Here is a 24,715-nt window from a genome sequence, read left to right as displayed (position 1 = left end):
ATTCTAGTTCGGCATTAACAAGACCCGAAATCTCCCGCGCCTGTTCAGGCGGCCCAAATGCGACTCGATCTAACGACACATGTTTCACGAAGCTTGACAGACGTATTGCAATACACGTAATTTGTGTCGCATGTTGGTCGACATGAGCGCGCTTCTTCTCGCAGTGACAGTGACACCGGGGCTGTTCGCACTGGTCGCAGCCCTGCTGGCCGGGCGGCGGTACCGCTGGCTCGAGTACGCCGGGGCGCTCATCGCCGGAGCCGGCTTCCTCATCGCCGGCGTGCTGGCCGTGGTCGCCGGTCGCGGGATGGGCGTCGACCGGGTGTCCGCGGTTCTGCTGCTCCTCGTCTTCGGCGTGAGCACGGTCGTCCAGGCGTTCGCGATCCGCTACCTCGCCGGCGATCCGCGGGCAGGCAGGTTCACCGCGGGGGCGTCCCTGCTGACATCCGCCTCTGCCGGGATGGTCACCGCGACGACGCTGCCCGGGCTCGCGGTGGGCTGGACCCTGGCAGGTGTCGCACTCTGCCTGCTGCTGGGGATGTACTGGCATCTGCCCGCCGCCCGGGACGGGGTTCGGCGGACCGCCATCGCGTTCCTCATCGGTGACCTGGCCCTGTGGGGTGCGGTCGTGATCGTCACCGCGCGATGGGGTGTCTCAGACCTGCGTGCGCTTGCCGATGAGTCGTTATCCGGACCGCTGGTTCCTGTCGTCGGCTGCCTCGCGGTGGTCGCCGCCCTTTCCCGCTCGGCTCAGGTGCCCTTCCACAGGTGGCTGCCGGCCACCTTGGCGGCGCCGACGCCGGTCTCTGCCTTGCTGCATGCGGGTGTCGTCAACGCCGGCGGCATCCTCCTGCTTCGCCTCGCCCCGCTGGTTTCCGGCGATGCGGCGCGCGCACTGACGATCGTGGCGGGTGCCACCACCCTGGTGTACGGGGCGGTCATCATGCTGGTGAAACCCGATATCAAAGGGGCGCTTGCGAATTCGACGATGGCACAGATGGGCTTCATGATCCTCACCTGCGGCCTGGGATTGTGGGCCGCGACGATCTTCCACCTGCTCGCCCACGGGTTCTACAAGGCGACCCTGTTCCTGTCCTCCGGATCCGCCGTCGCCCAACGTCGGCGCGCGGCCGCCCATCCGCGCCCATCAGAGATGACCGCTCGCCGGCGCCTACTCAATGCGGTGCTCGCGACCGTTCTGCCCGGCGCCGCGCTCTATGCGGCGACGATGGTCATCCCCATATCGGCCGGCGGGCAGCACGCCGAGCAGGCGCTGCTGGTCTTCGCCTGGGTTACCGGCGCCGCCGTCACGTGGGGTTGGCTGAGATACCGCAGTGGCCCGGCCGGCCCCGTCACGGTCATGGTGGTGCTGCCTCCCATGGCGATCACCTACCTCGGACTGATTTCAGCCGCAACGCATTACCTCGCTCCCGCCCTGCCCGCCGCGACGCCGTCGGCGGCCCTGTCCTGGCCCGTCCTGGCCGCCCTGGCCACCACCCTCGCCGCGGTGGCGGCGGTGCGCTGGTCGCCGGGAACGTCGCTGCACCGTGCCATATACGCCAGAGCGCTCAGCGCCGGATACATCACCTCGCCACTGCCCGCCCAGCCGAGAGGAGCACGTTCGTGACCGCCACGGAATCGACCACCATCGAGGCCCGTCGGGCCCGCCTCCGCAGTGATGTCGCACTCGCTGCCCGGGTGTTGCCCACTCACTACCCGCTGGAGACGTTCATCGCGGTGAACCCGCTCTCAGGGCTGGAGAACATGCCCTTCGAGCAGGCGATCCGGCGCGCCGGCGACGTGTATGGCACGCCAGGAACATTGCGCATCAAGGACTTCCGGCAGATGCACAGCGCTGGTCGGGTCACTGACGCCGACCTCGATGCCGCGCTGAGTCGCCGCTATCCCAATCTCGCGGGCGCCGAGCCGCTGCGGTTCGGGGGGCGCGACCTGAGCCCACTCGAATTGATGAGAGCCGATCTGCTGCACGGCGTGGGCTGCCTCGAGCCGGTGCGCCGCTACCGGACTCGCTCTGAGGAACTCGCCCCACAGCTCACCGATACCGTCGACGCGCAGACGGCCAAGTGGTGCACGGCTTTCTTCGGTGCGGGTGCGTGGCCGATGCCGGGCCGGGAGAACGGTTTCTACTCGGCATGGCGGGCGTTGGCTCCCGGTGATCCTTCCTTGAAGCGTGCGGTGCGAGCGCGACTTCGCCGGACATCTGAGCGTGCGGAAGACGCCGCGCTGACGGCACTGGAGGTGCTCGGGATAGGTGACGACAAGCGCATTGCCTACCTGCAGGCGCATCTCTCCCGGCTGCCCGGATGGGCCGCGCACATTCACTGGGGCAGCGGCAAGTCGGTGGGAATCGATCTCACCGCCTACGTCGCCATGCGACTGGCATACGAGAGCGCACTGCTCGCCGTCGATCGCCCGGACCGCCCGGCGGATCGCCCGGTCGCGACACCGCCGTCGGCGCGGGAACGGGCCGACCACATCGCCTCGGTCCTGGGACTCGTCGGAGTCAGTGACGACGAACTATCGGTGGCCGCACGGGTACTCGCGGCGATGCCGGTGACGGCGCGAGAGCCCCTCTGGCAGAGTGCCTTTGAGTCCCACTATCGCGACAGGCTGCTGCGCGCGCTGGACTGTGCCGCGCGGGATCCGCACCGTGAGCACATCCACACCCAGGTGGTGACCTGCATCGACACCCGCTCTGAGGGGTTGCGCCGTCACCTGGAGTCGCTGGGCGGATATCAGACGCTGGGGTTCGCGGGGTTCTTCGCTGCCGCTATCCGTTTCACCGATCTGATGGGCGGAGCCGCCAGCGATCTGTGCCCCGTCCTCATCGCGCCCAGCCACGAAATCTCCGAGCTCGCAGCTGCCGACGGTGCGCACCAAGCGGAGCGCCGGATATCAGGTGCGCGGCGCCTGGCGGGGGCCGAAGCAGCGTTCCACGCCGCCAAAGAGGCTGTGGCAGCGCCCTTTACTCTCGCCGAAGCCGCCGGTTGGGCGGCAGCCCCACTGGCCGCGGCGAAGACGCTGACGCCTGCGGTCAGCGGTACCATCCGCCGGCATCTACATACCCTGGCGGTGCCGGAAGCGGCGACGGTGCTCAGCGTGGACGCGATACCGCCGGCCGAGCGCGTCCTGTTCGCCAACGTCGCGCTCACCACGATGGGTTTGGTCGACGACTTCGGCAGGCTGGTGGTGTTCTGTGCACACGGGAGCTCATCGGAGAACAACCCATACCAAGCAGCCCTGGACTGTGGGGCGTGCGGGGGACAGGCGGGCGGACCCAACGCCCGGACCGCGGTGGCGCTACTCAACGAACCCGAGGTGCGCCGGGAACTGCGTGGCATGGGAATCGACATCCCGGACCAAACCTGGTTCGTCGCAGCCCAACACGATACGACCACGGACCGGATCCAGATCCTGGACCGCCACCTGATTCCGGCGACGCACCACGAGGACGTCGCGCGATTGGACGTCGACCTCGCCCGGGCCGGAGCCGCATTGGCAGCCGAACGCTGCGCGACGCTTCCCGGTGCGCGCCGCACCCGCACCCGGGCGCGGGCGGTCCGTCACGTCAGCACCAGATCGGTTGACTGGGCTCAGGTTTACCCCGAATGGGGGCTGGCCGACAATGCCGCGTTCATCGTCGGTCCCCGGGATATCTCGGCCGGCCTCGACCTCCAACGGCGGACGTTCCTGCACTCCTACGACGCCGAGGTCGACGCGGACGGCAGTGCTCTGGAAACCATCATGACCGCCCCGCTCGTCGTCGCCCAATGGATCAACTGCCAGTACTACTTCTCGGCCGTCGCACCCGATGTCTTCGGGGCCGGCACCAAGACCGTCCACAACGTGGTCGGTGGGGCCGGCGTGATCAGTGGGCACAACGGTGATCTACGACTGGGACTGCCCTGGCAATCCATTGCCGACGGCAGCCGGCTGAGGCACGAGCCGATGCGGCTGCTCGCGGTGATCCAGGCCCCGCTGTCGAGGATCGACACCATCATCGACCGCAACCCAATCCTGCAGCGGTTGTTCGGAAATGAGTGGGTCAGCCTTGCCGCCAGGCCGAGCGCGGAAGCTCCGTGGCAGCAGTGGACCCGCACCGGATGGCGGTCCTGGTTCGAATCAGATTCCCTACCAATGGTTCTCGATGAAGAGAGGGTCTCATGACTACATCAGCACTCACCAAGATGATCAAGGTCGAGGTGGTGGTTCCCGGCAGCGACGCCGCTGCTGTTCGGGAACTGATCCAAAGCGTCGGCGCCACCGGGTACACCAGCGTGTCCGGTGTCTCGGGACTCGGGCACCACGGCTACCGGCAGGGCAAGCTGCTGTTCAACCAGCAGGCGGCGCTGGAACTTCTGATCACCGTGGTCCCGGACGGGAAGGCGGACGCGTTGCTGGCCGGGCTGCGCTCTCTGCTCGACGCCTCGCCTGGAGTCATGTTCGTGACAGAGACCTATGTCAGCCGACCCGAGTACTTCTGCTGAATCCGTATCACCCCAAGAAAGGATCACACCATGTCCAACCCACTGAACACCTGGCAGCGTCTGCGGGCCGGCAACGAGAAGTTCTTCGTCCCGGTTCGAGGCGGCCAGCGCGAGCCTGCCCTTCAGGCCCCGATCGCTGCGGTATTCCGTTGCGCGGATGCAGCTGTCGGCAGCGAGATGATTCTCGGTCAGAGTTGGGGCTCGCTGGTCGATGTGAGTACCTGGGGGCACGTCATCGACGACGGGGTCTTGGCCACCATGGAGTGCGCCGTGGAAACGCTGGAAGTACCGCTGATCGTGGTGCTTGGGCACGCGGACTGCCGCGCCATGCATGCCGCGATGAGGGCCTGGGACGATGCGGTGATTCCCGAGGGCGCAACCCGTATTGCCGTGCAGCAGGCACTGTCGTCCATCGTCCGCCGGGGTGCCAGCGCGGAGTCCGTGGATGGGGTCACCGCCGCGCACATCGTCGAAACCGGCGTGGCGCTGATGGAACGATCTCCCATCATCTCCCAGCGGATCGACGCGGGGAAGTGCGGGATAATCTGCGCGACAACCGATCCGGTGAGCGGTCAGCTGCGCACCTACGCAACAATCGGACCGGTGGGTGAGGTGCCGGACACGCTACTGGAATGCGTGTGACGGGCTACGCCGAACGTCGGCCGCGGATCGCGTCCACTGCGTAGGCGCCGCCGCCGGTGAAGACGAGCAGCAAGAATCCGAAGCACAGTGCGACAGCCAATTCGCCGCCGTTGACGACGGGCCAGAAGCCACCGCCGGGTGCATTCTTCGGGTTCTGGCCGAGATGCTGGGTGAAGTAGGCAACGGCCATCTGCCCGCATGCGATGAACGCGGCGACCCGGGTGAACAGACCGATCGTGATCAAGGTGCCCAGAATCAGTTCCAGGATTCCGGCGTACCAGACCGGCCACGAGCCCGTCGGCACCGAATATTGTGCGGGCCAGTCGAAGACCTTCGACAGGCCTTCGAACAGGAAGAGTAGTCCGAAGAAGATCCGGAACACGCTGAGGGCGGTGGGCTGGTAGCGGTCGATGCGAGCGTCGAGTCTCTGCGTCATGGCCCAACCATACTATTCGGACTACGGTCCGGATGGGCGTCCCCTGTGAACTCTGAACGAGGGAGCCCACCCACCCCGTGAAGGGGTGAGTGGGCTCCGTCGGCCTTTAACGCGGCGTCGATTTAGACGTCGTAGTACAGCGCGAACTCGTACGGGTGAGGCCGGATCTGAACGGGCATGATCTCGTTCTCACGCTTGTAGGAGATCCACGTCTCGATCAGGTCGGTCGTGAAAACGCCTCCCTCGGTGAGGTATTCGTGATCAGCTTCGAGACGGTCGATGACCGCAGACAGGGACGTCGGCGCCTGCGGGATGTTGGCGGCCTCTTCCGGCGGGAGCTCGTAGAGGTCCTTGTCGACCGGAGTCTGCGGCTCGATCTTCTTCTTGATGCCGTCCAGGCCGGCCATCATCATCGCCGCGAACGCCAGGTACGGGTTGCCCGAGCTGTCCGGTGCGCGGAACTCGAGGCGCTTGGCCTTCGGGTTGTTGCCGGTGATCGGGATACGCACCGCGGCCGACCGGTTGCGCTGGCTGTACACCAGGTTGATCGGGGCCTCGTAGCCCGGCACCAGGCGCTTGTAGGAGTTCACCGTGGGGTTGGTGAACGCCAGCAACGACGGCGCGTGGTGCAGGATGCCGCCGATGTAGTGACGTGCGATGTCCGACAGGCCGGCGTAGCCCGACTCGTCGTGGAACAACGGCTTGCCGTCCTTCCACAGCGACTGGTGGACGTGCATGCCCGAACCGTTGTCGCCGAACAGCGGCTTCGGCATGAACGTGACGGTCTTGCCGGCCGCCCACGCCGTGTTCTTGACGATGTACTTGAACAGCAGCACGTCGTCGGCCGCATGCAGCAGCGTGTTGAACTTGTAGTTGATCTCGGCCTGGCCGGCGGTGCCCACCTCGTGGTGGCCGCGCTCGATCGTGAAGCCGGCGTTCTGCAGGTTGGTGGTGATGTCGTCGCGCAGGTCGACGTAGTGGTCGTACGGGGCCACCGGGAAGTAGCCGCCCTTCTGACGCACCTTGTAGCCGCGGTTCGCCGAGCCGTCGGCCTCGAAGGGCTCACCGGTGTTCCACCAGCCGGACTCGGAGTCGACCTCGTAGAAAGTGCCGTTGATCTTCGAGTCGAAGCTCACCGAGTCGAAGATGTAGAACTCGGCCTCGGCACCGAAGTAGGCGGTGTCGGCGATGCCGGTGCTGATCAGGTAGTTCTCCGCCTTGCGGGCCACGTTGCGCGGGTCGCGCGAGTAGGCCTCACGGGTGAAGGGATCATGCACGAAGAAGTTGAGGTTGAGCGTCTTGGCGGCACGGAACGGGTCGATGCGTGCGGTGACGGGGTCCGGGAGCAGCAGCATGTCGGACTCGTGGATCGACTGGAAACCGCGCACCGACGAACCGTCGAACGCCAGGCCGTCCTCGAAAACGCTCTCGTCGAACGCTGAGGCGGGGATCGAGAAGTGCTGGACCACGCCAGGCAGATCGCAGAACCGGATGTCGACGTACTCGACTTTTTGGTCCTTGATCAGCTTGAACAGGTCGTCAGCTGTCTTTTCTGCCACTTACTAACTCCTTCGGTGCAGCCGGTTTGACGCAGATATCGGCACGTGGGTTTGTTAACCCGCGGCTGACGCTATGGATCTGATGTTGCACGGTCGTCAAGCTCATGTTGCGCCGACGTTACGCAATGGACCTGCGGCGCTGGACAGGGGGATGCCGGAGGTCCGCATATCCTGGGGCCATGGCACGCGAACTCGGATCCTGGCTGTCCGGACCGGAACCGGTGAAGCCGGGTGACGACGCCGGGTGGCCGGGCCAAGAGTTGGGTCTGCCGGAATCCGGGCCTCGTTCGCTGGCACGGATGGGCCGGCGTTTCCTGGCACTGCTGATCGACTGGCTGATCGGTTACGGCCTGGCGGCGCTCGGGATGTCGTTGGGGCTGATCAGTATCTCGGTGCTGTCCACTGCCGTCCTGGCGATCTGGTTCGTGCTGGGCGTGCTGTCGGTCCGACTGTTCGGATTCACTCCGGGGCAGTACGCGCTCGGGTTGATGGTGATCCCGGTCGACAACCGCCAGCATGTCGGCAGTGGCCGGGCGATCGCCCGAGGCCTGCTGCTCGCCCTGGTGATCCCGGGACTGTTCACCGACGCCGACGGGCGCGGACTGCAGGACCGGCTGACGATGACGGCCGTCGTTCGGCGCTGACTCTTCTGTCGGGGTCGAGTGGCATACTCGAACATATGTTCGATGAATTGTTGGATGTCGACCTGACTGCCGCGGAGTCGGAGCTGGTCGAACGCATTGCGGCGATAGAGCGGCTGAAGTCCGCCGCCGCTGCGGCGCAGGCGCGGTTGACGGCCGCACTCGACAGCGGGCGGCGTGCCGCGGAGGCGGCGGCCGGGGTTCCTGCCGCCCGGCGGGGTCGCGGGGTGGCGGCCGAGGTGGCGCTGGCCCGGCGGGATTCGCCCACTCGGGGAAACCGGCATCTGGGATTCGCCAAGGCGCTGGTGTACGAGATGCCGCACACGCTGGCCGCTTTGGAGAGCGGGGCGCTCTCCGAGTGGCGGGCCACGATTGTCGTGCGTGAGTCGGCCTGCCTCGATGTCGACGATCGACGTCGGCTCGATGCCGAATTGTGTTCGGATCCGGCCGCTTTGGAGGGCGTGGGGGATAGCGCGTTGGCCGCCGATGCCAAGGCGATCGCCTACCGGCTCGACCCGCACGCAGTGGTGGAAAGGGCGGCGAAGGCGGAGACCGAGCGCAACGTCACCATCCGCCCGGCGCCGGACACGATGACCTACGTGACTGCGCTACTGCCGGTGGCTCACGGAGTGTCGGTGTACGCCGCGCTCAAGCGAGAAGCCGACGCCTGCTGCGATGCTCGCTCGCGCGGCCAGGTGATGGCCGACACGCTGGTCGAGCGGGTGACCGGCCGGCCGGCCGATCAGCCGGTCCCCGTGGCGGTCAACATGGTGATCTCCGATCAGGCGCTGCTCGGCGCGGACCAGGGCGCGGCGGTGATCGCCGGTTACGGTCCGGTGCCCTCGGCGGTGGCGCAGAAGATGATCCTGGACACGGTGGCCGATGCGCGCTCGCGAGCCACGCTGCGCCGGCTGTACGCCAGTCCGGCCAGCGGCGCGCTGGTTGCTCTGGAATCGCGGTCGCGGCTGTTCCCCAAGGGGCTGGCCGCCTTCATCGAGCTGCGGGATCAGCGCTGCCGCACCCCGTATTGCGATGCGCCGGTACGGCATCGCGATCATGCCAGGCCGCACCGGGGTGGCGGCGCGACGTGCGCGGAGAACGGGTTGGGCACATGCGAGGCGTGCAACTACACCAAGGAAGCCCCCGGTTGGCGGGTGATCGCCGGGACCGCGGAAACTGGCAGGCACGCAGCAGAATTCATCACACCGACCGGAGCGCACTATCACTCGGCGGCGCCGCCGATGCCCGGCACGCCGAAGGTGCCGCTGAGTCAGGCCGAGCTCTACCTCAACGGTGAGCTGGTGCGGGTGATCGCCGCCTGACTAGACCTGGTGGCGGACCTGTCCGTTCATCATCGTCATCGTCACGGTCGCACGGTGGATGTCGTGCGGGTCGATCTCGAAGATGTTGGAATCCAACACGATCAGATCGGCGCGCTTGCCCACCTCGACCGACCCGACTTTGTCGTCGAGCCGGATCTGGTAAGCGGCGCCCATCGTGTTGGCGTGCACGGCCTCGGCGACGGTGAGCTTCTGATCTGCCGGCGCCAGCACGGGCGCATCGGGCTGGCCGATCAGCTGGCGGGTCACCCCGATCTGGATGGAATCGAGCGGCTTGTAGGTGGAGAAGTAGCCGGCCGCGGGCCAATCAGTGCCCAGCGAAACCCGTCCGCCGGACCGCAGGATGTCCTGCACGCGATAGAACAGCTCCTGACGGGGTTGGCCGTATCGTGCTGCCATGTTCTGCATGGTGTCCGGATCGGCCGACATCCAGTTGGCCGAAAACTGGCCGGTCACACCGAGTTTGCCGAACCGCTGGCTGTCGGGATCCTGGACGTAGACCAGATGGGCGATGGTGTGCCTGCGGTCGCGCGGCGGGTTGACCGCGATCGCCGCCTCGATCGAATCCAACGCCGTGCGCGCGGTGTGCTCACCGCAGGCGTGCACATGGACATCGAAGCCGGCCGCGTCGACCTCGCGTATCAGCTGGCGCCATTGTTCCTCGGTGAACGGCGACCCGCCGATCGAATCCGGTTTGTCCGCATACGGCTCGATCAGCCACGCGGTGTATCCGCCCTGGGTGCCGTCGCCGATGATCTTCACCGCGCCGACGGTCACAAGTTCGGTCGAGACCCGGTTGCGGATATCGGTCAGCTTCGCCACCGCGTCGTCGACCGGCGGGGCCTTCACGCTGTAAGAGGCCACGACCCGGAACGGCAACCCACCACGCCGCTCCAAATCGGTGTACAGGGCGATCACTGCGCCCTGATCTTCGCCGATCGGCGGTACCCCGGCATCGAAGACCGAGGTGATCCCGGCCGCCGAGGCCTTCGGCAGCCACGTCTCCAGCAGCGTCTGCATCGAGTGCGGCGAGATCGGATCGACGGCGTTCACCAGGCTCAGCACCGCGTCGACTTCGAGGAGATACCCGGTCGGGTCGCCGTGCTCGTCGCGGACGTAGTAACTGAACCCGGGAATCGGGTCCGGGGTGTCGCGGCCGACGCCGGCGATCTGCAGCGCCTTGCTGTTGGCCCACATGCTGTGGCCGTCAATGGCGAAGAAGAACCCGGGCCGGTCCGGCAGCACCCGGTCCAGCTCTTGCCGGGTGGGCCCGTCCGGCCCGAACATGTCGACGCGCCAACCGAATCCGCGCACCGGGCCGTCCGGATGCTGCGCCGCATACGCGGCGATCGCGGCGAGGGCGTCCGCACCGGTGGGCACCTGCAGGTCGACGCCACTGGTCAGAAACGAGCCGAGGAACGGATGGATGTGGCCCTCGACGAACCCCGGCAGCATCAGGTTGCCCTTGAGGTCGACGACGCGGGTGTCCGGGCCCTCCAGCGCCGCCGCGCCGGCGTCGTCGCCCACATAGGAGATGGTGTTGCCCGTGACCGCCACCGCCTGCGCCCACGGCTGCGCGGGGGACACGGTGTGGATCCGGCCACCCCGGAACACCACATCGGCGAACGTCGTCGCGCCCGTCGCGGGTTGTTTACCGCCACAGGCGGCCGCGGCCGTCGCGGCCGCTGTCACCGCAGCAGCACGCAGCGCCGTCCGACGCGTCAGAACCCCGGACCCCAAGGCGCTGAAATGCGGCGCCCACTCACAAGCAGTACAGATGACATCCCCCCGAAATTGGTCAGCGCCTGCGGACGGTGCGTTGCACGCCCTTCATCTTGGCCTGTGCGGGCAGCGGGCCCTTGGGCATCGCGGCCGGACCCATCCGGGAACCCAGCGCGACGAGCTTGGACTCCAGCGAGTCCATCTGCTTGACGGTGATGTTGGCAGGCAGCTTGGTCAGATGTCGCTCCAGCTTCGCCAGCGGCACCTCGTCCTCGCCATTGCCGACGATCACGTCGTAGATCGGGATGTCGCCGATCAGTCGCGCGGTGCGCTTCTTCTCCTGAGCCAGCAGCGGCCGCACCCGAGCCGCGGAACCCTCGGCAACGAAGATCACGCCCGGTCGGCCGATCACCCGGTGCACGGCGTCGAAGTGGCCGGTGGCCGCAACCCCCGGCGTCACCCGCCACTTGCCGCGCAGGTTGTCCAGTGCCCAGGCGGCGGCACCCGTCTGCCCCTCGGCCTTGCGGAACACCGACTTCTGCGCGCGCCGCCCGAAGATGATGAACGCCACCAGGGCGCCAAGCACGACACCGAGCACGATCAGCAGGTAGAGGGTGATCCCGCCGGCCAGCACGCCGGCGACCGCCGACGCGGCCACGATCAACACAAACGCGCCGATCATGTAGGGGAGCAGCCGCTTGTCTTCCTTGCGCTGCATCTGGAACGCCTGCCACAACTGGCTGCGGCGCTGCTTGGCTGCGGCCTTGCTGGCGGCTTTCGCCTCGGCCTTGGCTGCCTTGTTCTCGGCAGCGTTACGGGTTTTCGCCATAACTACCAAGAATACGGAACGGCGATCAGCGGTAAGCCGCGGTCACCGGGATAGCTTGTGCGCATCCGCGGCCTGCTGGTACAGCCGGCCGGCCCGATAGGAGGACCGGACCAACGGGCCGGACAGAACCCCGGCGAAACCCAGCCCCTCGGCGTATTCGGCCAGCGCGACGAACTCCTCCGGCTTGACCCAGCGCTCCACCGGATGATGACGCACCGACGGCCGCAGGTACTGGGTGATCGTCACGATGTCGCAGCCCGCGCCGTGCAGGTCGGCCAGCGCGGTGTGCACCTCGTCGATGGTTTCGCCCATACCGAGGATGAGGTTGCTCTTGGTGACCAGACCCGCCGCGCGGGCAGCAGTCAGGACATTGAGGCTGCGCTGGTAGCGGAACGCCGGGCGGATCCTCTTGAAGATCCGTGGCACCGTTTCCACGTTGTGCGCGAACACTTCTGGGCGCGAATCGAATACCTCACGCAGCAAGGCGGGCTCGCCGTTGAAGTCCGGGGCCAGTAGTTCGACGCCGGTGGCCGGGTTGAGTTCCTTGATGGCGCGCACCGTCTCCGCGTACAGCCATGCCCCGCCGTCGGGCAGGTCGTCGCGGGCCACGCCCGTCACCGTCGCGTAGCGCAGCCCCATCGCGGCCACACTCTCGGCCACCCGGCGTGGCTCGTCGCGATCCAGTTCAGCGGGCTTGCCAGTGTCGATCTGGCAGAAATCGCAGCGGCGTGTGCACTGCTCGCCACCGATCAGGAACGTCGCTTCCCGGTCTTCCCAGCACTCGAAGATGTTGGGACAGCCCGCTTCCTCACACACGGTGTGCAGTCCCTCTCGGCGCACCAGGCTCTTCAGCGCGGTGTACTCCGGACCCATGCGCGCACGGGTCTTGATCCACGGCGGCTTGCGCTCGATCGGGGTCTCGGCATTGCGGACCTCCAGGCGCAGCAGCTTGCGGCCTTCTGGAGTGACTGTCACGTTCTCAAGCTTACGGGCAGGCGGCCGTCGAGGGCGTCACACACCGCGTCGGCCACCCGGGTGCGGACGTCGTCGACGCCGACGTGGCGGCCCAGTTCAGCCGTCAGCGAAGTCACCCCGGCATCGGTGATTCCGCACGGCACGATCGCGGAGTACGCGCCCAGATCGCAGTCGCAGTTCAGCGCGAAGCCGTGCAGTGTGGTGCCGCGGGCCACCCGGATTCCGATCGCGGCGATCTTGCGGTTTCCTTCCACCCAGACGCCGGAGCGACCTTCGACCCGGCCGGTCTCCAGGCCCAGTCCGGCGCATACCGAGATCAACGATTCCTCAAGCCGCCGAACATAATTCACCACATCCAGCGGCTCGGCCAGCCCGATGACCGGATAGCCGACCAGCTGGCCTGGGCCGTGCCAGGTGATCTTGCCGCCACGATCGGTGTCGACCACGGGTGTGCCATCCATCGGCCGTTCGTGGGCTTCGGTGCGCTTACCGGCGGTGTACACCGCCGGGTGTTCCAGCAGCAGCATCGTGTCGGGGCCGCCGGCCACTCGGGCATCGGCCAGCTCGCGCTGCAACTGCCAGGCGTCCTGGTAGTCGACGGTGCCCAGCTGGCGGACCTGCATGCCCGCTGAGCTCGATCGAATGGATTCCCGCACCCAATCGACGCTACTACCCCTGAGCGGACGTCGTGGCGTAGGCCAGCGCCTCGCCGATGGTGTTGTGGTGGAAGACGAACCCGGCCCGTTCCAGGGCGGCGGGGATCGCCCGCTGGCCGTCGATCAGGCCCTCGTCGGCGAACTCGCCCAGCAGGGTGCGCAGGGCGAACCCGGGCACCATCAACGGCGTCGGCCGGTTCAACGCCCGGCCCAGTGCGGCGGTGAACTCCGAATTGGTCACCGGAGCGGGTCCGGTGAAGTTCACCGGACCCGACAGGTCGCTGTTGTTGATCGCGAACAGCAGCGCGCGGACCTCGTCCTCCAGGCTGATCCACGGCATGTACTGCCTGCCGTTGCCGATCCGGGCGCCGAGCCCCAGGCTGAACAGCGGCCGCAGCCGGGCGAGCACACCGCCGCCGGGGGAGAGCACCAGGCCGGAACGGGCCAGCACCACCCGGGCGCCGGCATCCTCGGCGGCCAGCGCCGCAGCCTCCCAGTCCAGGCAGAGCCGGGACAGGAATCCGCCTCCGGCAGTGGCGGTTTCGTCGACGACCCGGCTTCCGGTGTTGCCGTAGTACCCCACCGCGCTGGCGTTGATCAGCGTCGGTACCCCGGCGTCGGCGACCGCCGCGGCGATCACCTCGGTGGGGCCGATGCGGCTGTCGCGCAGGCTCTGTTTGAACGAACCCGACCACCGTTTGTCGCCGACGCCGACACCGCAGAGGTTGATCACCGCGTCGACGCCCGCCAGCCCGGCCGGGTCGAACTCGCCGCTGTCGGGATTCCAGTGCAGTTCGTCGCCGTTGGCCGGCGCCCGGCGCACGATGCGCAGCACGCGGTGGTCGGCGGCGCGCAGCGCCGACACCAGTGCCGAGCCGATCAGGCCGGACGAACCGGCGATCGCGACGACGAGCCCGCCCGTTGGTTGGCTCATGGCGTCACAACCCCAGGTCGGCCTCGAATGCCCCTTCTTCGAGACGCCGCTTGACGGTGGTCAGGAATCGGCCGGCATCCGCGCCGTCGATCAGCCGGTGATCGTAGGTCAGCGGTAGGTAGCAGATGGAGCGCACGCCGATCGACTCGTTGCCGAGCTCGTCGACGATCACCCGGGGCCGCTTGACGATCGCACCGGTGCCCAGCATCGCCGCCTGTGGCGGCACCAGAATCGGGGTGTCGAACAGGGCGCCCTGGCTGCCGATGTTGGTGATCGTGAACGTGCCGCCGGACAGCTCGTCGGGCTTGAGGTTGCCGCTGCGGGCCCGGTCGGCGATGTCGTGGATGGCGCGCGCCAGCCCGGCCAGCGAGAGATCGCCCGCGTTGTGCACGACCGGCGAGAGCAGGCCCTGCTCGGTGTCCACCGCGAAGCCGAGGTTCTCGGCGTCGTAGTAGGTGATCTCCTTGGTGTCCTCGTTGTAGCTGGCGTTGATGTTCGGGTGCGCCTTCAGCGAGTCGATCACCGCGCGGGCGATGAACGGCAGGTAGGTCAGGTTGACCCCTTCGCGCTCGGCGAAGCTCGTCTTCGCCTTGGCTCGCAGCGCCACGATCTTGGTCATGTCGACCTCGTGGGTCTGCGTCAGCTGTGCGGTGGTCTGCAGCGATTCGCGGGTCTTCTTGGCGGTGATCTGCCGGATCCGGTTCGCCTTCTGTGTCGTGCCGCGCAGATGTGCCAGCGGTGACGGTGCCGCCGCGGCGGCGGCCGCGGCCGGTGCCTTGGCGGGAGCCGCGGCGGGCTGCTCGGGCTTCGACGTCTTGGCCTCAGCGGCAGCCAGCACATCCTGCTTGCGGATGCGGCCGCCGACACCGGTGCCCTTGACGCTGGCGAGGTCGATCCCGTTCTCGGCAGCCAGCTTTCGCACCAGGGGAGTGACGTAGGGGCTGCCGTCGGACGCGTCGCCATCCTCGGCGGCGGCCGGTGCGGGGGCCTGCTTGGGCTCGGGCTTCGGCTCCGGTTTCGGCTCGGGCTTGGGTTCGGCCTTCGGCTCGGGCTTGGGGTCGGCCTTCGGCTCCGGCTTGGGTTCGGGCTTCGACTCGGCCTGCGGCGCGGCGCCGGCATCCCCGATCTTGCCCAGTTCGCCACCGACGGCGACGGTGTCGTCCTCCTCGGCCGTGATGGACAGCAGCGTCCCGGCCACCGGTGACGGGATCTCGGTGTCGACCTTGTCGGTGGACACCTCGACCAGCGGCTCATCGACCTCGACCGAGTCGCCGACCTTCTTCAGCCACCGGGTCACGGTTCCCTCGGTGACGGACTCGCCGAGTTCGGGCATCAGCACCGGCGTCGCCGACCCTGACGACTCCGAGGATCCCGACGACTGCGCGGGTTCGGGTTCCGGCTCAGGTTCTGGTTCTGGTTCTGGTTCTGGTTCTGGTTCTGGCTCCGCCTGGGTCTCCTCGGCCGGGGCCTGGGTCTCCTCGGCCGGGGCCTCAGACGACTCGGCCGGGGCCGCCGACGACTCGGACTCCTCACCGGCGTCACCGATCACCGCGAGCTCGCCGCCGACCTCGACGGTGTCGTCCTCCTGCGCAACGATCTTCGTCAGCACACCGGATGCGGGAGCGGGAATCTCCGTGTCGACCTTGTCGGTCGACACCTCAAGCAGAGGCTCGTCGACCTCGACGGTGTCGCCCTCTTGCTTCAGCCACCGGGTGACGGTCCCCTCGGTGACGCTCTCACCGAGTGCCGGCATCTGGACGGAGACGGCCATTGTGTTGACTCCCTCGAACGGTCAGTCGTGCGGGTCGGACTTCTGGCATACCACAGCGTCGTGTACCCATCCTGTCATTGCCGGGCCACCCGCACGCACTCAGGGCGACGTGTGATTTCTCTGGCACCATCGAAGGGAAGGACCGCCGGAAGGAGTGCATCGGAGTTGGGGCTGTTCGACAGGTTCCGGTCTACCCGCCGGGCTGATTCCGCGCTCGCCGCCGATCGGCGGCACCTGCACGAATGGGCTGCGCAGCGCACCGGGGTGGAGGCCTACGTCGAGCCCGAGACCAGCGTGACCCCGATGACCGTCGTGCTCGTGGCCGCCGACGGTGAATGGACCCGTCGCCCTGCCGACGGTCCGGCCGGTGCCCGCCGACTCGGTGAAGAGCTCGGAATTCCTGTCTATGACGTGCAGAAAGTCGGGTATCCGCAGCGGATGCGCGACTATGACGCTCGGCGGCGGATCGAACGCCGCCGCCAACGAGACCTGGAGTTGTGATGACCATGCGCTATGTCGACAGCACCGACGGGACCCGCCTGGCGGTCTACGAGGAGGGCAATCCCGACGGCCCGACCGTCGTGCTCGTGCACGGCTACCCCGATTCGCACGTGGTGTGGGACGCGGTCGTGCCGCTACTGGCCGACACGTTCCGGGTGGTCCGCTACGACAGCCGCGCCGCCGGAGCGTCCACGGGGCCGAAATCGTTCTCGAAGTACACGATGCCCAACTTCGCCGACGACTTCGACGCCGTCGTTGCCGAATTCAGTCCCGGCCAACCCGTGCACGTGCTCGGCCACGACTGGGGCTCGGTCGGCATGTGGGAGTACCTCGGTCGGGCCGGTGCCGGTGACCGGGTGGCGTCGTTCACCTCCGTGTCGGGACCGAGTCTGCACCACCTCATCCGCTACGTGCGCGACGGGCTGAAGAAGCCGTACCGGCCAAAGTTGTTCGTGCGCGCGCTCTCTCAGCTGCTACATGTCACCTACACGGCCGCGCTGTCGGTTCCGGTGCTGGCGCCCGCGGCCATGCGGCTGGGCTCCGGGGTCATGCGCGCCGGACTCACCCGCGGCATTCCGAAGGATCTCGTGCATTACGGCGGGACGTTCGCCGACGACGCCGCCAGGGGCACAAAGATCTACCGGGCCAACGCTCTGCCCGCGCTGATCCACCGTCCGCTGGACTTCCACGTCGACGTTCCCGTGCAGCTGATCGTCAACCTCGACGATCCGTTCGTGCTGCCCCACGTCTACGACGACACCGCTCGGTGGGTGCCTCGGCTGTGGCGCCGCGACCTGCGCGCCAAGCACTGGTCGCCATTCACCCATCCACAGGTGCTGGCCGCCGCGGTCACCGAACTGGCCGAGCACCTGGACGGCAAACCGGCCGCCCGTGCACTGTTGCGGGCCCAGGTCGGCCGGCCGCAGAAGGACTTCGGCGACACCCTGGTCTCGGTCACCGGAGCCGGCAGCGGCATCGGCCGTGAAACCGCGCTGGCCTTCGCCCGGGACGGCGCTGAGTTGGTGATCAGCGATATCGACGAGGCCGGCCTCAAGGACACCGCGGCCAAGATCGGCGCACTCGGCGCGATCGCGCATCCCTATGTGCTCGACGTGTCCGACGCCGAGGCCGTCGAGCGATTCGCCGACGAGGTGTGCGCCGCCCATGGCGTGCCCGACATCGTCGTCAACAACGCCGGCATCGGGGTGGCCGGAGCCTTCCTGGACACTCCCGCAGAGCAATTCGACCGCGTGCTGGACGTCAACCTCGGCGGCGTCGTCAACGGCTGCCGCGCGTTCGCCCGCAGGCTCGTCGAGCGCGGCACCGGCGGCCACATCGTCAACGTGGCGTCCATGGCGGCCTACTCACCGCTGAAGGGGCTGAACGCCTACTGCACGTCCAAGGCGGCGGTGTACATGTTCTCCGACTGCCTGCGTGCCGAATTGTCCTCCGCAGGAATCGGATTGACCACGATCTGCCCCGGCATCATCAACACCAACATCGTGTCGGCCACCGAGATGATCGCACCATCGGGCAAGCGGGCCGCCGTCGCGACCCGGCGCGCGCAGCTGGAGAACATGTTCGACCGGCGGGGTTACGGGCCGGACAAGGTGGCCAAGGCCATCGTCTCCGCGGTGAAGAAGGACAAGCCGATCCGGCCGGTCACCCCCGAGGCATACCTGCTCTACGGCACGTCGAAGGTGCTGCCGCAGGGGATGCGCAGCATCGCCCGCGCCGGCGTGGTCTAGCCGTTCGCGGCGATGTCCTCCAGGACGGCGAACATCGTCCGGGTCGGCACCCCGGTGCCGCCCTTGGGCGTGTAGCCCCACGGGCCGGACGTGTTGTACGCCGGCCCGGCGATGTCGATATGAGCCCACTGCACGCCGTCGGCGACGAACTCCCGCAGGTACACCCCGGCGACCAGCATGCCGGCGAAGCGCTGCGAGCTGACGTTCGCCAGATCGGCGACAGTCGACTTCAGATCGTCCTTCAACTCGTCGGGCAGCGGCATCGGCCAGGCGTTCTCGCCCTCGGCCTGTGAGATCCGGGCCACCCGGTCGCGGAAGTCCTCGCTGCCCATCACGCCCGGGGTGCGGCCACCCAGCGCGACGGTCTGCGCGCCCGTCAGCGTCGAGGTCTCGATCAGGTAGTCGGGCTGGTCCTCGCAGGCCCGCACGATCGCGTCGGCCAGGATCAGCCGGCCCTCGGCGTCGGTGTTGAGCACCTCGACGGTGATGCCGCCGTACTGGGTCAGCACGTCACCGGGGCGTTGCGCGGTCGACGACGGCATGTTCTCGGCCATCGGCACTGTCGCGATCACATCGATCGGCAACCCCTGCTTGGCGGCCAGCACCACCGTGGCGATCACCGCTGCGGCGCCACCCATGTCGGAGGTCATGTGGTGCATCGACGCGGCCGGCTTGATCGAGATGCCGCCAGTGTCGAAGGTGACACCCTTGCCCACCAGGGCGACGGTCTTAGCGCCCTTGCCCTTGGCGCCGCGATAGGCCAGCCGCACCAGCCGCGGCGGGCGCGACGACCCCTTGCCCACCCCGATGATGCCGCCGTAACCGGCCTTGGCGAGCGCCTTCTCGTCGAGCACCTCGACCTTCAATCCGGCGGCTTCACCCAAAGCCTCTGCCCGCTTGGCGAATTCGCCGGGGAACAGGTGGCTGGGCGGGGTGTTCACGAAATCGCGTGCGGTGGCCACCGCGGTGGCGATCGCGGTGGCCCGGGCGGCGTCCTTCTTGGCGCCCGCCGCAGTGCTCAGCGCGATGATCTTGCTCAGCGCGGCTTCCTTCGGCGCCGTCTTCGCGCTGCGGAACTCGGTGAACCGGTAGCTACCCAGGATCAGGCCCTCGATCGCGGCCTCCAGGTCCAGCTCGGTCAGCGTGGTGATGACGGTGTCGACCCCGGACAGCGAGCGGGCGGCCACCCCGGCCGCACGACGGATGACATCGGCCGGCCACTCGTCGCGCGGGGCGCCGAGCCCGACGGCCAGCACACTGCCGACCGCGAGCGACGGCACGTGCAGGCGGGTGACCTGCTCGGCGCCGCCCTTGGCGCCCAGCGCACGCAAGGCCACACCGATCTCACCGATTGCCTCGGCGTCCAGAAACGGGCCGCCGACGACGGTGGGGGAGCCGTCACCGGCTTCCCCTCCCAGGCCGGTGACGACCGGGACGATCAGCACCGACGACTGCGCGCGCTTGGGCAGCGAGGTCGCGACGGTGACAGTGGGGGCGGCGTATCCAGGTTCGGTGCTCACGAGGATTCACAGTAGACGCGGGGCACTAGTGTTGTTGGCCGTGACCGACACATCGGAACTCCTGTACGGCCCGCTCGACAGCCAGCACCGCGAACTGGGCGCCACCTTCGCGCCGTTCGGCGGCTGGCTGATGCCGGTGTCCTACGCCGGCACGGTCGGTGAGCACACCGCCACCCGCGAGGCGGTCGGGCTCTTCGACGTCAGCCATCTGGGCAAAGCTCTGGTGGCCGGCCCGGGCGCGGCGGAGTTCATCAACTCCACGCTGACCAACGACCTCCGCCGGATCGGTCCGGGCAAGGCGCAGTACACCCTGTGCTGCACCCCCGAGGGCGGGGTGATCGACGACCTGATCGCCTACTACGTCAGCGACGACGAGATCTTCCTGGTGCCCAACGCCGCCAACACCGCTGCTGTCGTCGCAGCACTGCAAGCGGCTGCGCCAGAAGGTATTTCGATCACCGATCAGCACCGCTCGTATGCCGTGCTGGCCGTTCAGGGCCCGCGGTCCGCCGACGTGCTCGCCGCGCTGGGGCTGCCCACCGACATGGACTACATGGGCTACGCCGACGCCACGTACTCCGGTGTGCCGGTACGGGTATGCCGCACCGGATACACCGGTGAGCACGGGTATGAGCTGTTGCCGCCGTGGGACTCCGCACCCGTGGTGTTCGACGCGCTCGTCGCCGAGGTGCAGTCCGCAGGCGGACAACTCGCCGGCCTGGGTGCCCGCGACACCCTGCGCACCGAGATGGGTTACCCGCTGCACGGACACGAGCTGTCACTGGACATTTCGCCGCTGCAGGCCCGCTGCGGCTGGGCGATCGGCTGGAAGAAGGACGCGTTCTTCGGCCGCGACGCACTGCTGGCCGAGAAGGCGGCCGGCCCGCGCCGGCTGCTTCGCGGCCTCCGGGCCACCGGCCGCGGCGTGCTGCGTCCGGACCTGACCGTGTTGAACGGCGCACTGCCGGTGGGGGTCACGACGTCGGGCACGTTCTCGCCGTCGCTGAAAGTCGGTATCGCCCTTGCCCTCATCGACACCGACGCCGGGATCGAGGACGGCGCGCTGGTCACCGTCGACGTGCGCGGGCGTCCCCTGGAGTGCGAAGTGGTCAAACCGCCGTTCGTTGAGGTCAAAACTCGCTAGCGGCCCCGGTCTACAATCGCCGTATGACCAACGGCCCCCTCGAGTTCACGGTTGAGCACAACGCGAATCCGGCGACCGACGAGGTACGGGCTCAGATTCTGGCCGACCCCGGCTTCGGGCGATTCCACACCGACCACATGGTGTCGGTGCTCTACACCGACGAACTGGGTTGGCACGACGCCCGCGTCGTGCCGTACGGCCCGATCGAACTCGACCCGTCGGCCATCGTCCTGCACTACGCGCAGGAGATCTTCGAAGGGCTCAAGGCTTACCGGTGGGCGGACGGCTCGATCGTGTCGTTCCGTCCCGAGGCCAACGCCGCGCGGTTGCGCGCGTCCGCTCGCCGGCTCGCCATCCCCGAGCTGCCCGAGGAGCTGTTCGTCGAATCGCTGCGCCAGCTGATCGCCGTCGACAACCAGTGGGTGCCGCCCGCCGGTGGCGAGGCGTCGCTCTATCTGCGGCCGTTCGTGATCGCGACCGAACCCGGCTTGGGCGTGCGGCCGGCCTCCGAATATCGCTACCTGGTGATCGCCTCGCCGGCCGGCGCCTACTTCAAGGGCGGGATCAAACCGGTCAGCGTCTGGCTGTCCACCGAATACGTGCGGGCCAGCCCGGGCGGCACCGGCGCGGCGAAGTTCGGCGGCAACTACGCCGCCTCGCTGCTGGCGCAGGCCGAGGCCGCCGAGCACGGGTGCGATCAGGTGGTCTGGCTCGACGCGATCGAACGCCGCTACATCGAGGAGATGGGCGGGATGAACCTGTTCTTCGTCTTCGGCAGCGGCGGGTCGGCGCGGCTGGTCACCCCGGAACTGTCCGGCTCACTGCTGCCGGGCATCACGCGCGATTCGCTGCTGCAACTGGCCGGCGACGCCGGGTTCGCCGTCGAGGAACGCAAGATCGACGTCGAGGAGTGGCGCAAGGGCGTGGCCGCCGGCGAGATCACCGAGGTGTTCGCCTGCGGCACGGCCGCGGTGATCACCCCGGTCTCGCACGTCAAGTTCGGTGACGGCGAGTTCACCATCGCCGACGGACAGCCGGGCGAGGTGACGATGGCGTTGCGGGACACCCTGACCGGCATCCAGCGCGGCACCTTCGCCGACACGCACGGCTGGATGGCCCGGCTCAGCTAGGCCGATGTGCCTGCCGAGTCAGCTGCTCGGCAGCCTCCAGTTCCGCCTCGGTGACCTCAGCATTCGGTTCCAGCGGGTCGATCGGGTCGTTGATCGTCAGCGCACCGGTCTGCTCGTGCACCTCGCAGGTGTCGATTGGGATTGCGCGCACCGCGACCAACCCGGCCAACGTCGCGGAGACGTCGCGGCGGCGGTCTCCGTCGGCGGTCAGCTCATCGGCCAATTGATCGGGTGCGGACACGTGCAGCAATCGCGGCGTGGTCGCCAGGTCGTAGCGGAAAGCACGGATCATCGCCACGCACGCCGCCACCATCACCAGGGAGAAGGGCAGCGCGGTGGCGATCGACGCGGTCTGCAGCGCCGTCAGCGAGCCGGCTCCGCCGACCAGCAGCAGCACCGCGGCCGCCACGCCTTCGAGAGTGGCCCAGTACACCCGGGTCGGCTTCGGCGGATCCAGGTCCCCACCCGAGGACAGAATGTCGATGACCAGTGATCCCGAATCGGAGGAGGTGACGAAGAAGAACACGATCACTGCCACCGCGACCAGGCTGGTCACCACGCCCAGGGGCAGACCGTCCAGCAGCCGGAACAGTGACGTGTTGGTGTCCACCGAGCCGTCGACGAGCATGTCGCCGTGGTTGCGCTGACGCAGGATCCCCGATTCACCGAAAATCGTGAACCACAGCGATCCGATCACAGTCGGGACCAGCAACACCGCCGCCACGAACTCCCGGATGGTGCGACCCCGGGATATCCGTGCGATGAACATGCCGACGAAGGGCGCCCAGCTGATCCACCAGCCCCAGTAGAAAATGGTCCAGTTCGACAACCACTTGCCGTCGGTGAACGGGCCCGTGCGCAACGCCAATTGCGGCAGTGACTGCACGTAGATGCCCATGTTCTGCACCCAGGCCTGCAGCAGGAACAGGGTGGGGCCGAGCAGCAACACGAACCCGGCCAGTGCTGCGGCCAGCGCCATGTTGATGTTGGACAACCATTTCAGGCCCTTGCTGACACCGCTGACCACCGATGCCGTCGCGATGGCGGTGATAGCGGCGATCATGGCCACGATCCACCAGTTGTTCACCGTGATCCAGCCCAAATACTCCAAGCCGGCGGCGATCTGGGTGATTCCGAAGCCCAACGAGGTTGCCACCCCGAACAGCGTGCCGACGACGGCGATGACGTCGACAGTGTGGCCGATCACCCCTTCGACACGGCGCCGTCCGATCAGCGGCTCCAACAGCCACCGCACCGACAGCGGGCGCCCGCGCCGATACGTCATGTACGCCATGCCCAGCCCGACGACCACGTAGATGGCCCAGGCGTGCAGCCCCCAGTGGAACAGCGTCAGCGCCATCGCCTGGTTGGCGGCGGCGTCGGTCGAGCCGTCAACACCGAGCGACGGCGGGGGGTCGACGTAGTGGGTGAGCGGCTCGGCTACCCCGTAGAACACCAGCCCGATTCCCATGCCGGCGCTGAACAACATCGCCAGCCACGCCCAGAAGCTGAACTCCGGCTTTTCGATGTCGCGGCCGAGCCGAATCGTCCCGACTCGGGACAACCCACAGTAGAGCGCGAATAGCACGAAGCCGGTGGTCACCAGGATGTACCACCAGCCGACGCTGCTGGTTATCGCGTCGTTGAGCTGGCCGAAGGCGTTGCTCGCCGTGGAGGCGTAGACGACGGCGAAGACGATCAGCCCGATGATCACCACCGACGCCGGGATGAACACCGGCAGGTGCATACTTCGCCACGCGGATCTCAGTGGCCCCGGAGTCTCGGCTTCGGTGGTCTCGGGCATGGGCGAACTCACAGTGCCTCCCCAATGTTGTCGTCGTTTCGTGTGCCAGGAAGATCTGGTCGGATGGAGGGTCGTGTGCTGGTGACCCTACCTCGGCGCTAACTCAGGGCCGCCAGCAGAACCGCGGTCACGGTCGTCGTCAGCGCGACGACCGCGCCGAGAACATCGCCGGTGATCCCACCGAATCGGCGTACACAGTGCGCGACGAGCACTGCCGACGACGTCAACCCGGCCAACACGGCCACCGGGCCCGGCCACATCGCCGGAGTGATCAGGACCGCGGCGGCGAGAACCACCAGCGTCCAGACCACCACCACCGACAGTGGCTGAGTGCCGGCCACCAGGCGGCCGAGAGTGCTGCCCTGCGCCGCCGGAATTCCGGTCCGGCAAGCCAGCACCACGGCGACTCGTCCAGCGGTGACCGCGACGGCCACCGCCAGCGCACCCCGCCAACCACCCGGACTGGCCAGCACGGTGGTGAACGCGAATGCAGACAGGCCGATCGCCATCACCACGGCGGCGACGCCGAGAGGGCCCGCAGTCCCGTCCCGCATCACCTGAAGTGCCCGCTCAGGCGGTCCGTAGCAGCCGAGCGCGTCCACCGTGTCCGACAGCCCGTCGGCGTGCAGTCCGCGAGTCAGCAACAGCAGCGCCGCCACTGCCAGTAGGCCGGCCAACCCGTTGCCGGCACCGAACACCGCCGTCGATGCCCAGCACACCCCGGCCGCCGTCACGCCCAGCGCCACGCCCACGACCGGCAACGCCGTCAACACACCACGGCCCGGTGCTGCCGTCAAGCCGGGCGACGGTGCCACGGTGGCGAAGGCGAAAGCGCCTGCCAGCGAACGGAACACG

The 24,715-nt window shown here is 67.9% G+C and carries 21 protein-coding genes; 10 read left to right on the top strand and 11 right to left on the bottom strand.

Annotation, left to right across the window (positions count from 1 at the left end; translation table 11 throughout):
• The first annotated feature begins 142 nt into the window (after nt 1-142).
• Genes CRM90_RS02785 through CRM90_RS02770 form a run of 4 tightly spaced genes read left to right on the top strand, consistent with a single transcriptional unit; the run spans nt 143 to nt 5,150 of the window.
• On the top strand, nt 143-1,627 hold the full coding sequence (locus CRM90_RS02785) for a proton-conducting transporter transmembrane domain-containing protein (RefSeq protein ID WP_158248977.1): 1,485 nt from the start codon (nt 143-145) through the stop codon (nt 1,625-1,627).
• Nucleotides 1,624-4,188, top strand: coding sequence for a DUF2309 domain-containing protein (locus CRM90_RS02780; RefSeq protein WP_102805491.1), 2,565 nt, complete (start codon nt 1,624-1,626; stop codon nt 4,186-4,188). The genes CRM90_RS02785 and CRM90_RS02780 overlap by 4 nt, the downstream gene beginning before the upstream one ends.
• Entirely contained in the window at nt 4,185-4,508 is a 324-nt protein-coding gene (locus tag CRM90_RS02775) for a P-II family nitrogen regulator (RefSeq protein ID WP_102805490.1), read from the top strand. The genes CRM90_RS02780 and CRM90_RS02775 overlap by 4 nt, the downstream gene beginning before the upstream one ends.
• 30 nt (nt 4,509-4,538) lie before the next feature.
• Nucleotides 4,539-5,150, top strand: coding sequence for a carbonic anhydrase (locus tag CRM90_RS02770; RefSeq protein WP_102805489.1), 612 nt, complete (start codon nt 4,539-4,541; stop codon nt 5,148-5,150).
• Between the two features lie 4 nt (nt 5,151-5,154).
• On the opposite strand, the gene CRM90_RS02765 is transcribed toward CRM90_RS02770, so the two are convergent.
• Complete coding sequence (locus CRM90_RS02765) at nt 5,155-5,586, bottom strand: DoxX family protein (RefSeq protein WP_102805488.1); 432 nt, start codon at nt 5,584-5,586, stop codon at nt 5,155-5,157.
• Between the two features lie 122 nt (nt 5,587-5,708).
• The gene (glnA, locus tag CRM90_RS02760) at nt 5,709-7,145 is read right to left on the bottom strand and encodes a type I glutamate--ammonia ligase (protein WP_102805487.1); all 1,437 of its coding nucleotides are present in this window, start codon (nt 7,143-7,145) and stop codon (nt 5,709-5,711) included.
• A 179-nt stretch (nt 7,146-7,324) separates the two neighbouring features.
• On the opposite strand from glnA, the gene CRM90_RS02755 reads away from it, so the two are divergent.
• Entirely contained in the window at nt 7,325-7,789 is a 465-nt protein-coding gene (locus CRM90_RS02755) for an RDD family protein (protein WP_102805486.1), read from the top strand.
• 35 nt (nt 7,790-7,824) lie between these two features.
• On the top strand, nt 7,825-9,108 hold the full coding sequence (locus CRM90_RS02750) for an HNH endonuclease (RefSeq protein WP_102805485.1): 1,284 nt from the start codon (nt 7,825-7,827) through the stop codon (nt 9,106-9,108).
• Here CRM90_RS02750 and CRM90_RS02745 read toward each other — a convergent pair whose 3' ends face one another.
• From CRM90_RS02745 to sucB, 6 genes are read right to left on the bottom strand one after another with little or no spacing between them, the layout of a single operon-like run.
• Nucleotides 9,109-10,905 (bottom strand): amidohydrolase, encoded by a 1,797-nt coding sequence (locus CRM90_RS02745; protein ID WP_102805484.1) that lies wholly within the window; start codon nt 10,903-10,905, stop codon nt 9,109-9,111.
• A gap of 19 nt (nt 10,906-10,924) precedes the next feature.
• Entirely contained in the window at nt 10,925-11,677 is a 753-nt protein-coding gene (locus CRM90_RS02740) for a DUF4191 domain-containing protein (RefSeq protein ID WP_102805483.1), read from the bottom strand.
• Between the two features lie 42 nt (nt 11,678-11,719).
• Nucleotides 11,720-12,652, bottom strand: a complete 933-nt coding sequence (gene lipA, locus CRM90_RS02735) for a lipoyl synthase (protein WP_102805482.1) — start codon at nt 12,650-12,652, stop codon at nt 11,720-11,722.
• A complete protein-coding gene (gene lipB / locus CRM90_RS02730) occupies nt 12,649-13,308 on the bottom strand; it encodes a lipoyl(octanoyl) transferase LipB (protein ID WP_102805481.1) in 660 nt (219 codons plus the stop codon). Before lipB ends, lipA begins: the two co-directional genes overlap by 4 nt.
• 13 nt (nt 13,309-13,321) lie before the next feature.
• On the bottom strand, nt 13,322-14,242 hold the full coding sequence (locus CRM90_RS02725; RefSeq protein WP_102805480.1) for a TIGR01777 family oxidoreductase: 921 nt from the start codon (nt 14,240-14,242) through the stop codon (nt 13,322-13,324).
• A gap of 4 nt (nt 14,243-14,246) precedes the next feature.
• Nucleotides 14,247-16,013, bottom strand: coding sequence for a 2-oxoglutarate dehydrogenase, E2 component, dihydrolipoamide succinyltransferase (gene sucB, locus CRM90_RS02720; protein WP_102805479.1), 1,767 nt, complete (start codon nt 16,011-16,013; stop codon nt 14,247-14,249).
• A 165-nt stretch (nt 16,014-16,178) separates the two neighbouring features.
• Between sucB and CRM90_RS02715 the strand changes: the two genes are divergently transcribed.
• A complete protein-coding gene (locus CRM90_RS02715) occupies nt 16,179-16,514 on the top strand; it encodes an oxidoreductase (RefSeq protein ID WP_102805478.1) in 336 nt (111 codons plus the stop codon).
• A complete protein-coding gene (locus tag CRM90_RS02710; protein WP_102805477.1) occupies nt 16,514-18,262 on the top strand; it encodes an SDR family oxidoreductase in 1,749 nt (582 codons plus the stop codon). Before CRM90_RS02715 ends, CRM90_RS02710 begins: the two co-directional genes overlap by 1 nt.
• Here CRM90_RS02710 and CRM90_RS02705 read toward each other — a convergent pair.
• Nucleotides 18,259-19,782 carry a leucyl aminopeptidase gene (locus tag CRM90_RS02705; protein ID WP_102805476.1) on the bottom strand — a complete coding sequence of 508 codons (1,524 nt, stop codon included), beginning with the start codon at nt 19,780-19,782 and terminating at the stop codon, nt 18,259-18,261. The genes CRM90_RS02710 and CRM90_RS02705 overlap by 4 nt on opposite strands.
• 40 nt (nt 19,783-19,822) lie before the next feature.
• Between CRM90_RS02705 and gcvT the strand changes: the two genes are divergently transcribed.
• Both gcvT and CRM90_RS02695 read left to right on the top strand, forming a co-directional pair.
• Complete coding sequence (gcvT, locus tag CRM90_RS02700; RefSeq protein WP_199189754.1) at nt 19,823-20,926, top strand: glycine cleavage system aminomethyltransferase GcvT; 1,104 nt, start codon at nt 19,823-19,825, stop codon at nt 20,924-20,926.
• A gap of 23 nt (nt 20,927-20,949) precedes the next feature.
• Complete coding sequence (locus tag CRM90_RS02695; protein ID WP_102805474.1) at nt 20,950-22,056, top strand: branched-chain amino acid aminotransferase; 1,107 nt, start codon at nt 20,950-20,952, stop codon at nt 22,054-22,056.
• On the opposite strand, the gene CRM90_RS02690 is transcribed toward CRM90_RS02695, so the two are convergent.
• Together CRM90_RS02690 and CRM90_RS02685 are read right to left on the bottom strand one after the other, a co-directional pair.
• Nucleotides 22,049-23,803 carry a BCCT family transporter gene (locus CRM90_RS02690; protein ID WP_199189769.1) on the bottom strand — a complete coding sequence of 585 codons (1,755 nt, stop codon included), beginning with the start codon at nt 23,801-23,803 and terminating at the stop codon, nt 22,049-22,051. The genes CRM90_RS02695 and CRM90_RS02690 overlap by 8 nt on opposite strands.
• A gap of 155 nt (nt 23,804-23,958) precedes the next feature.
• The gene (locus CRM90_RS02685; protein WP_102805472.1) at nt 23,959-24,714 is read right to left on the bottom strand and encodes an adenosylcobinamide-GDP ribazoletransferase; all 756 of its coding nucleotides are present in this window, start codon (nt 24,712-24,714) and stop codon (nt 23,959-23,961) included.
• Nucleotide 24,715 lies beyond the last annotated feature (1 nt).

Origin of the sequence: Mycobacterium sp. ENV421 (assembly GCF_002887815.1) — a bacterium.
In the GTDB taxonomy this organism is placed as follows: domain Bacteria; phylum Actinomycetota; class Actinomycetes; order Mycobacteriales; family Mycobacteriaceae; genus Mycobacterium.
The sequence above is the reverse complement of the archived record's forward strand: the minus strand, read 5'-3'. Positions and strand labels throughout refer to the sequence as shown.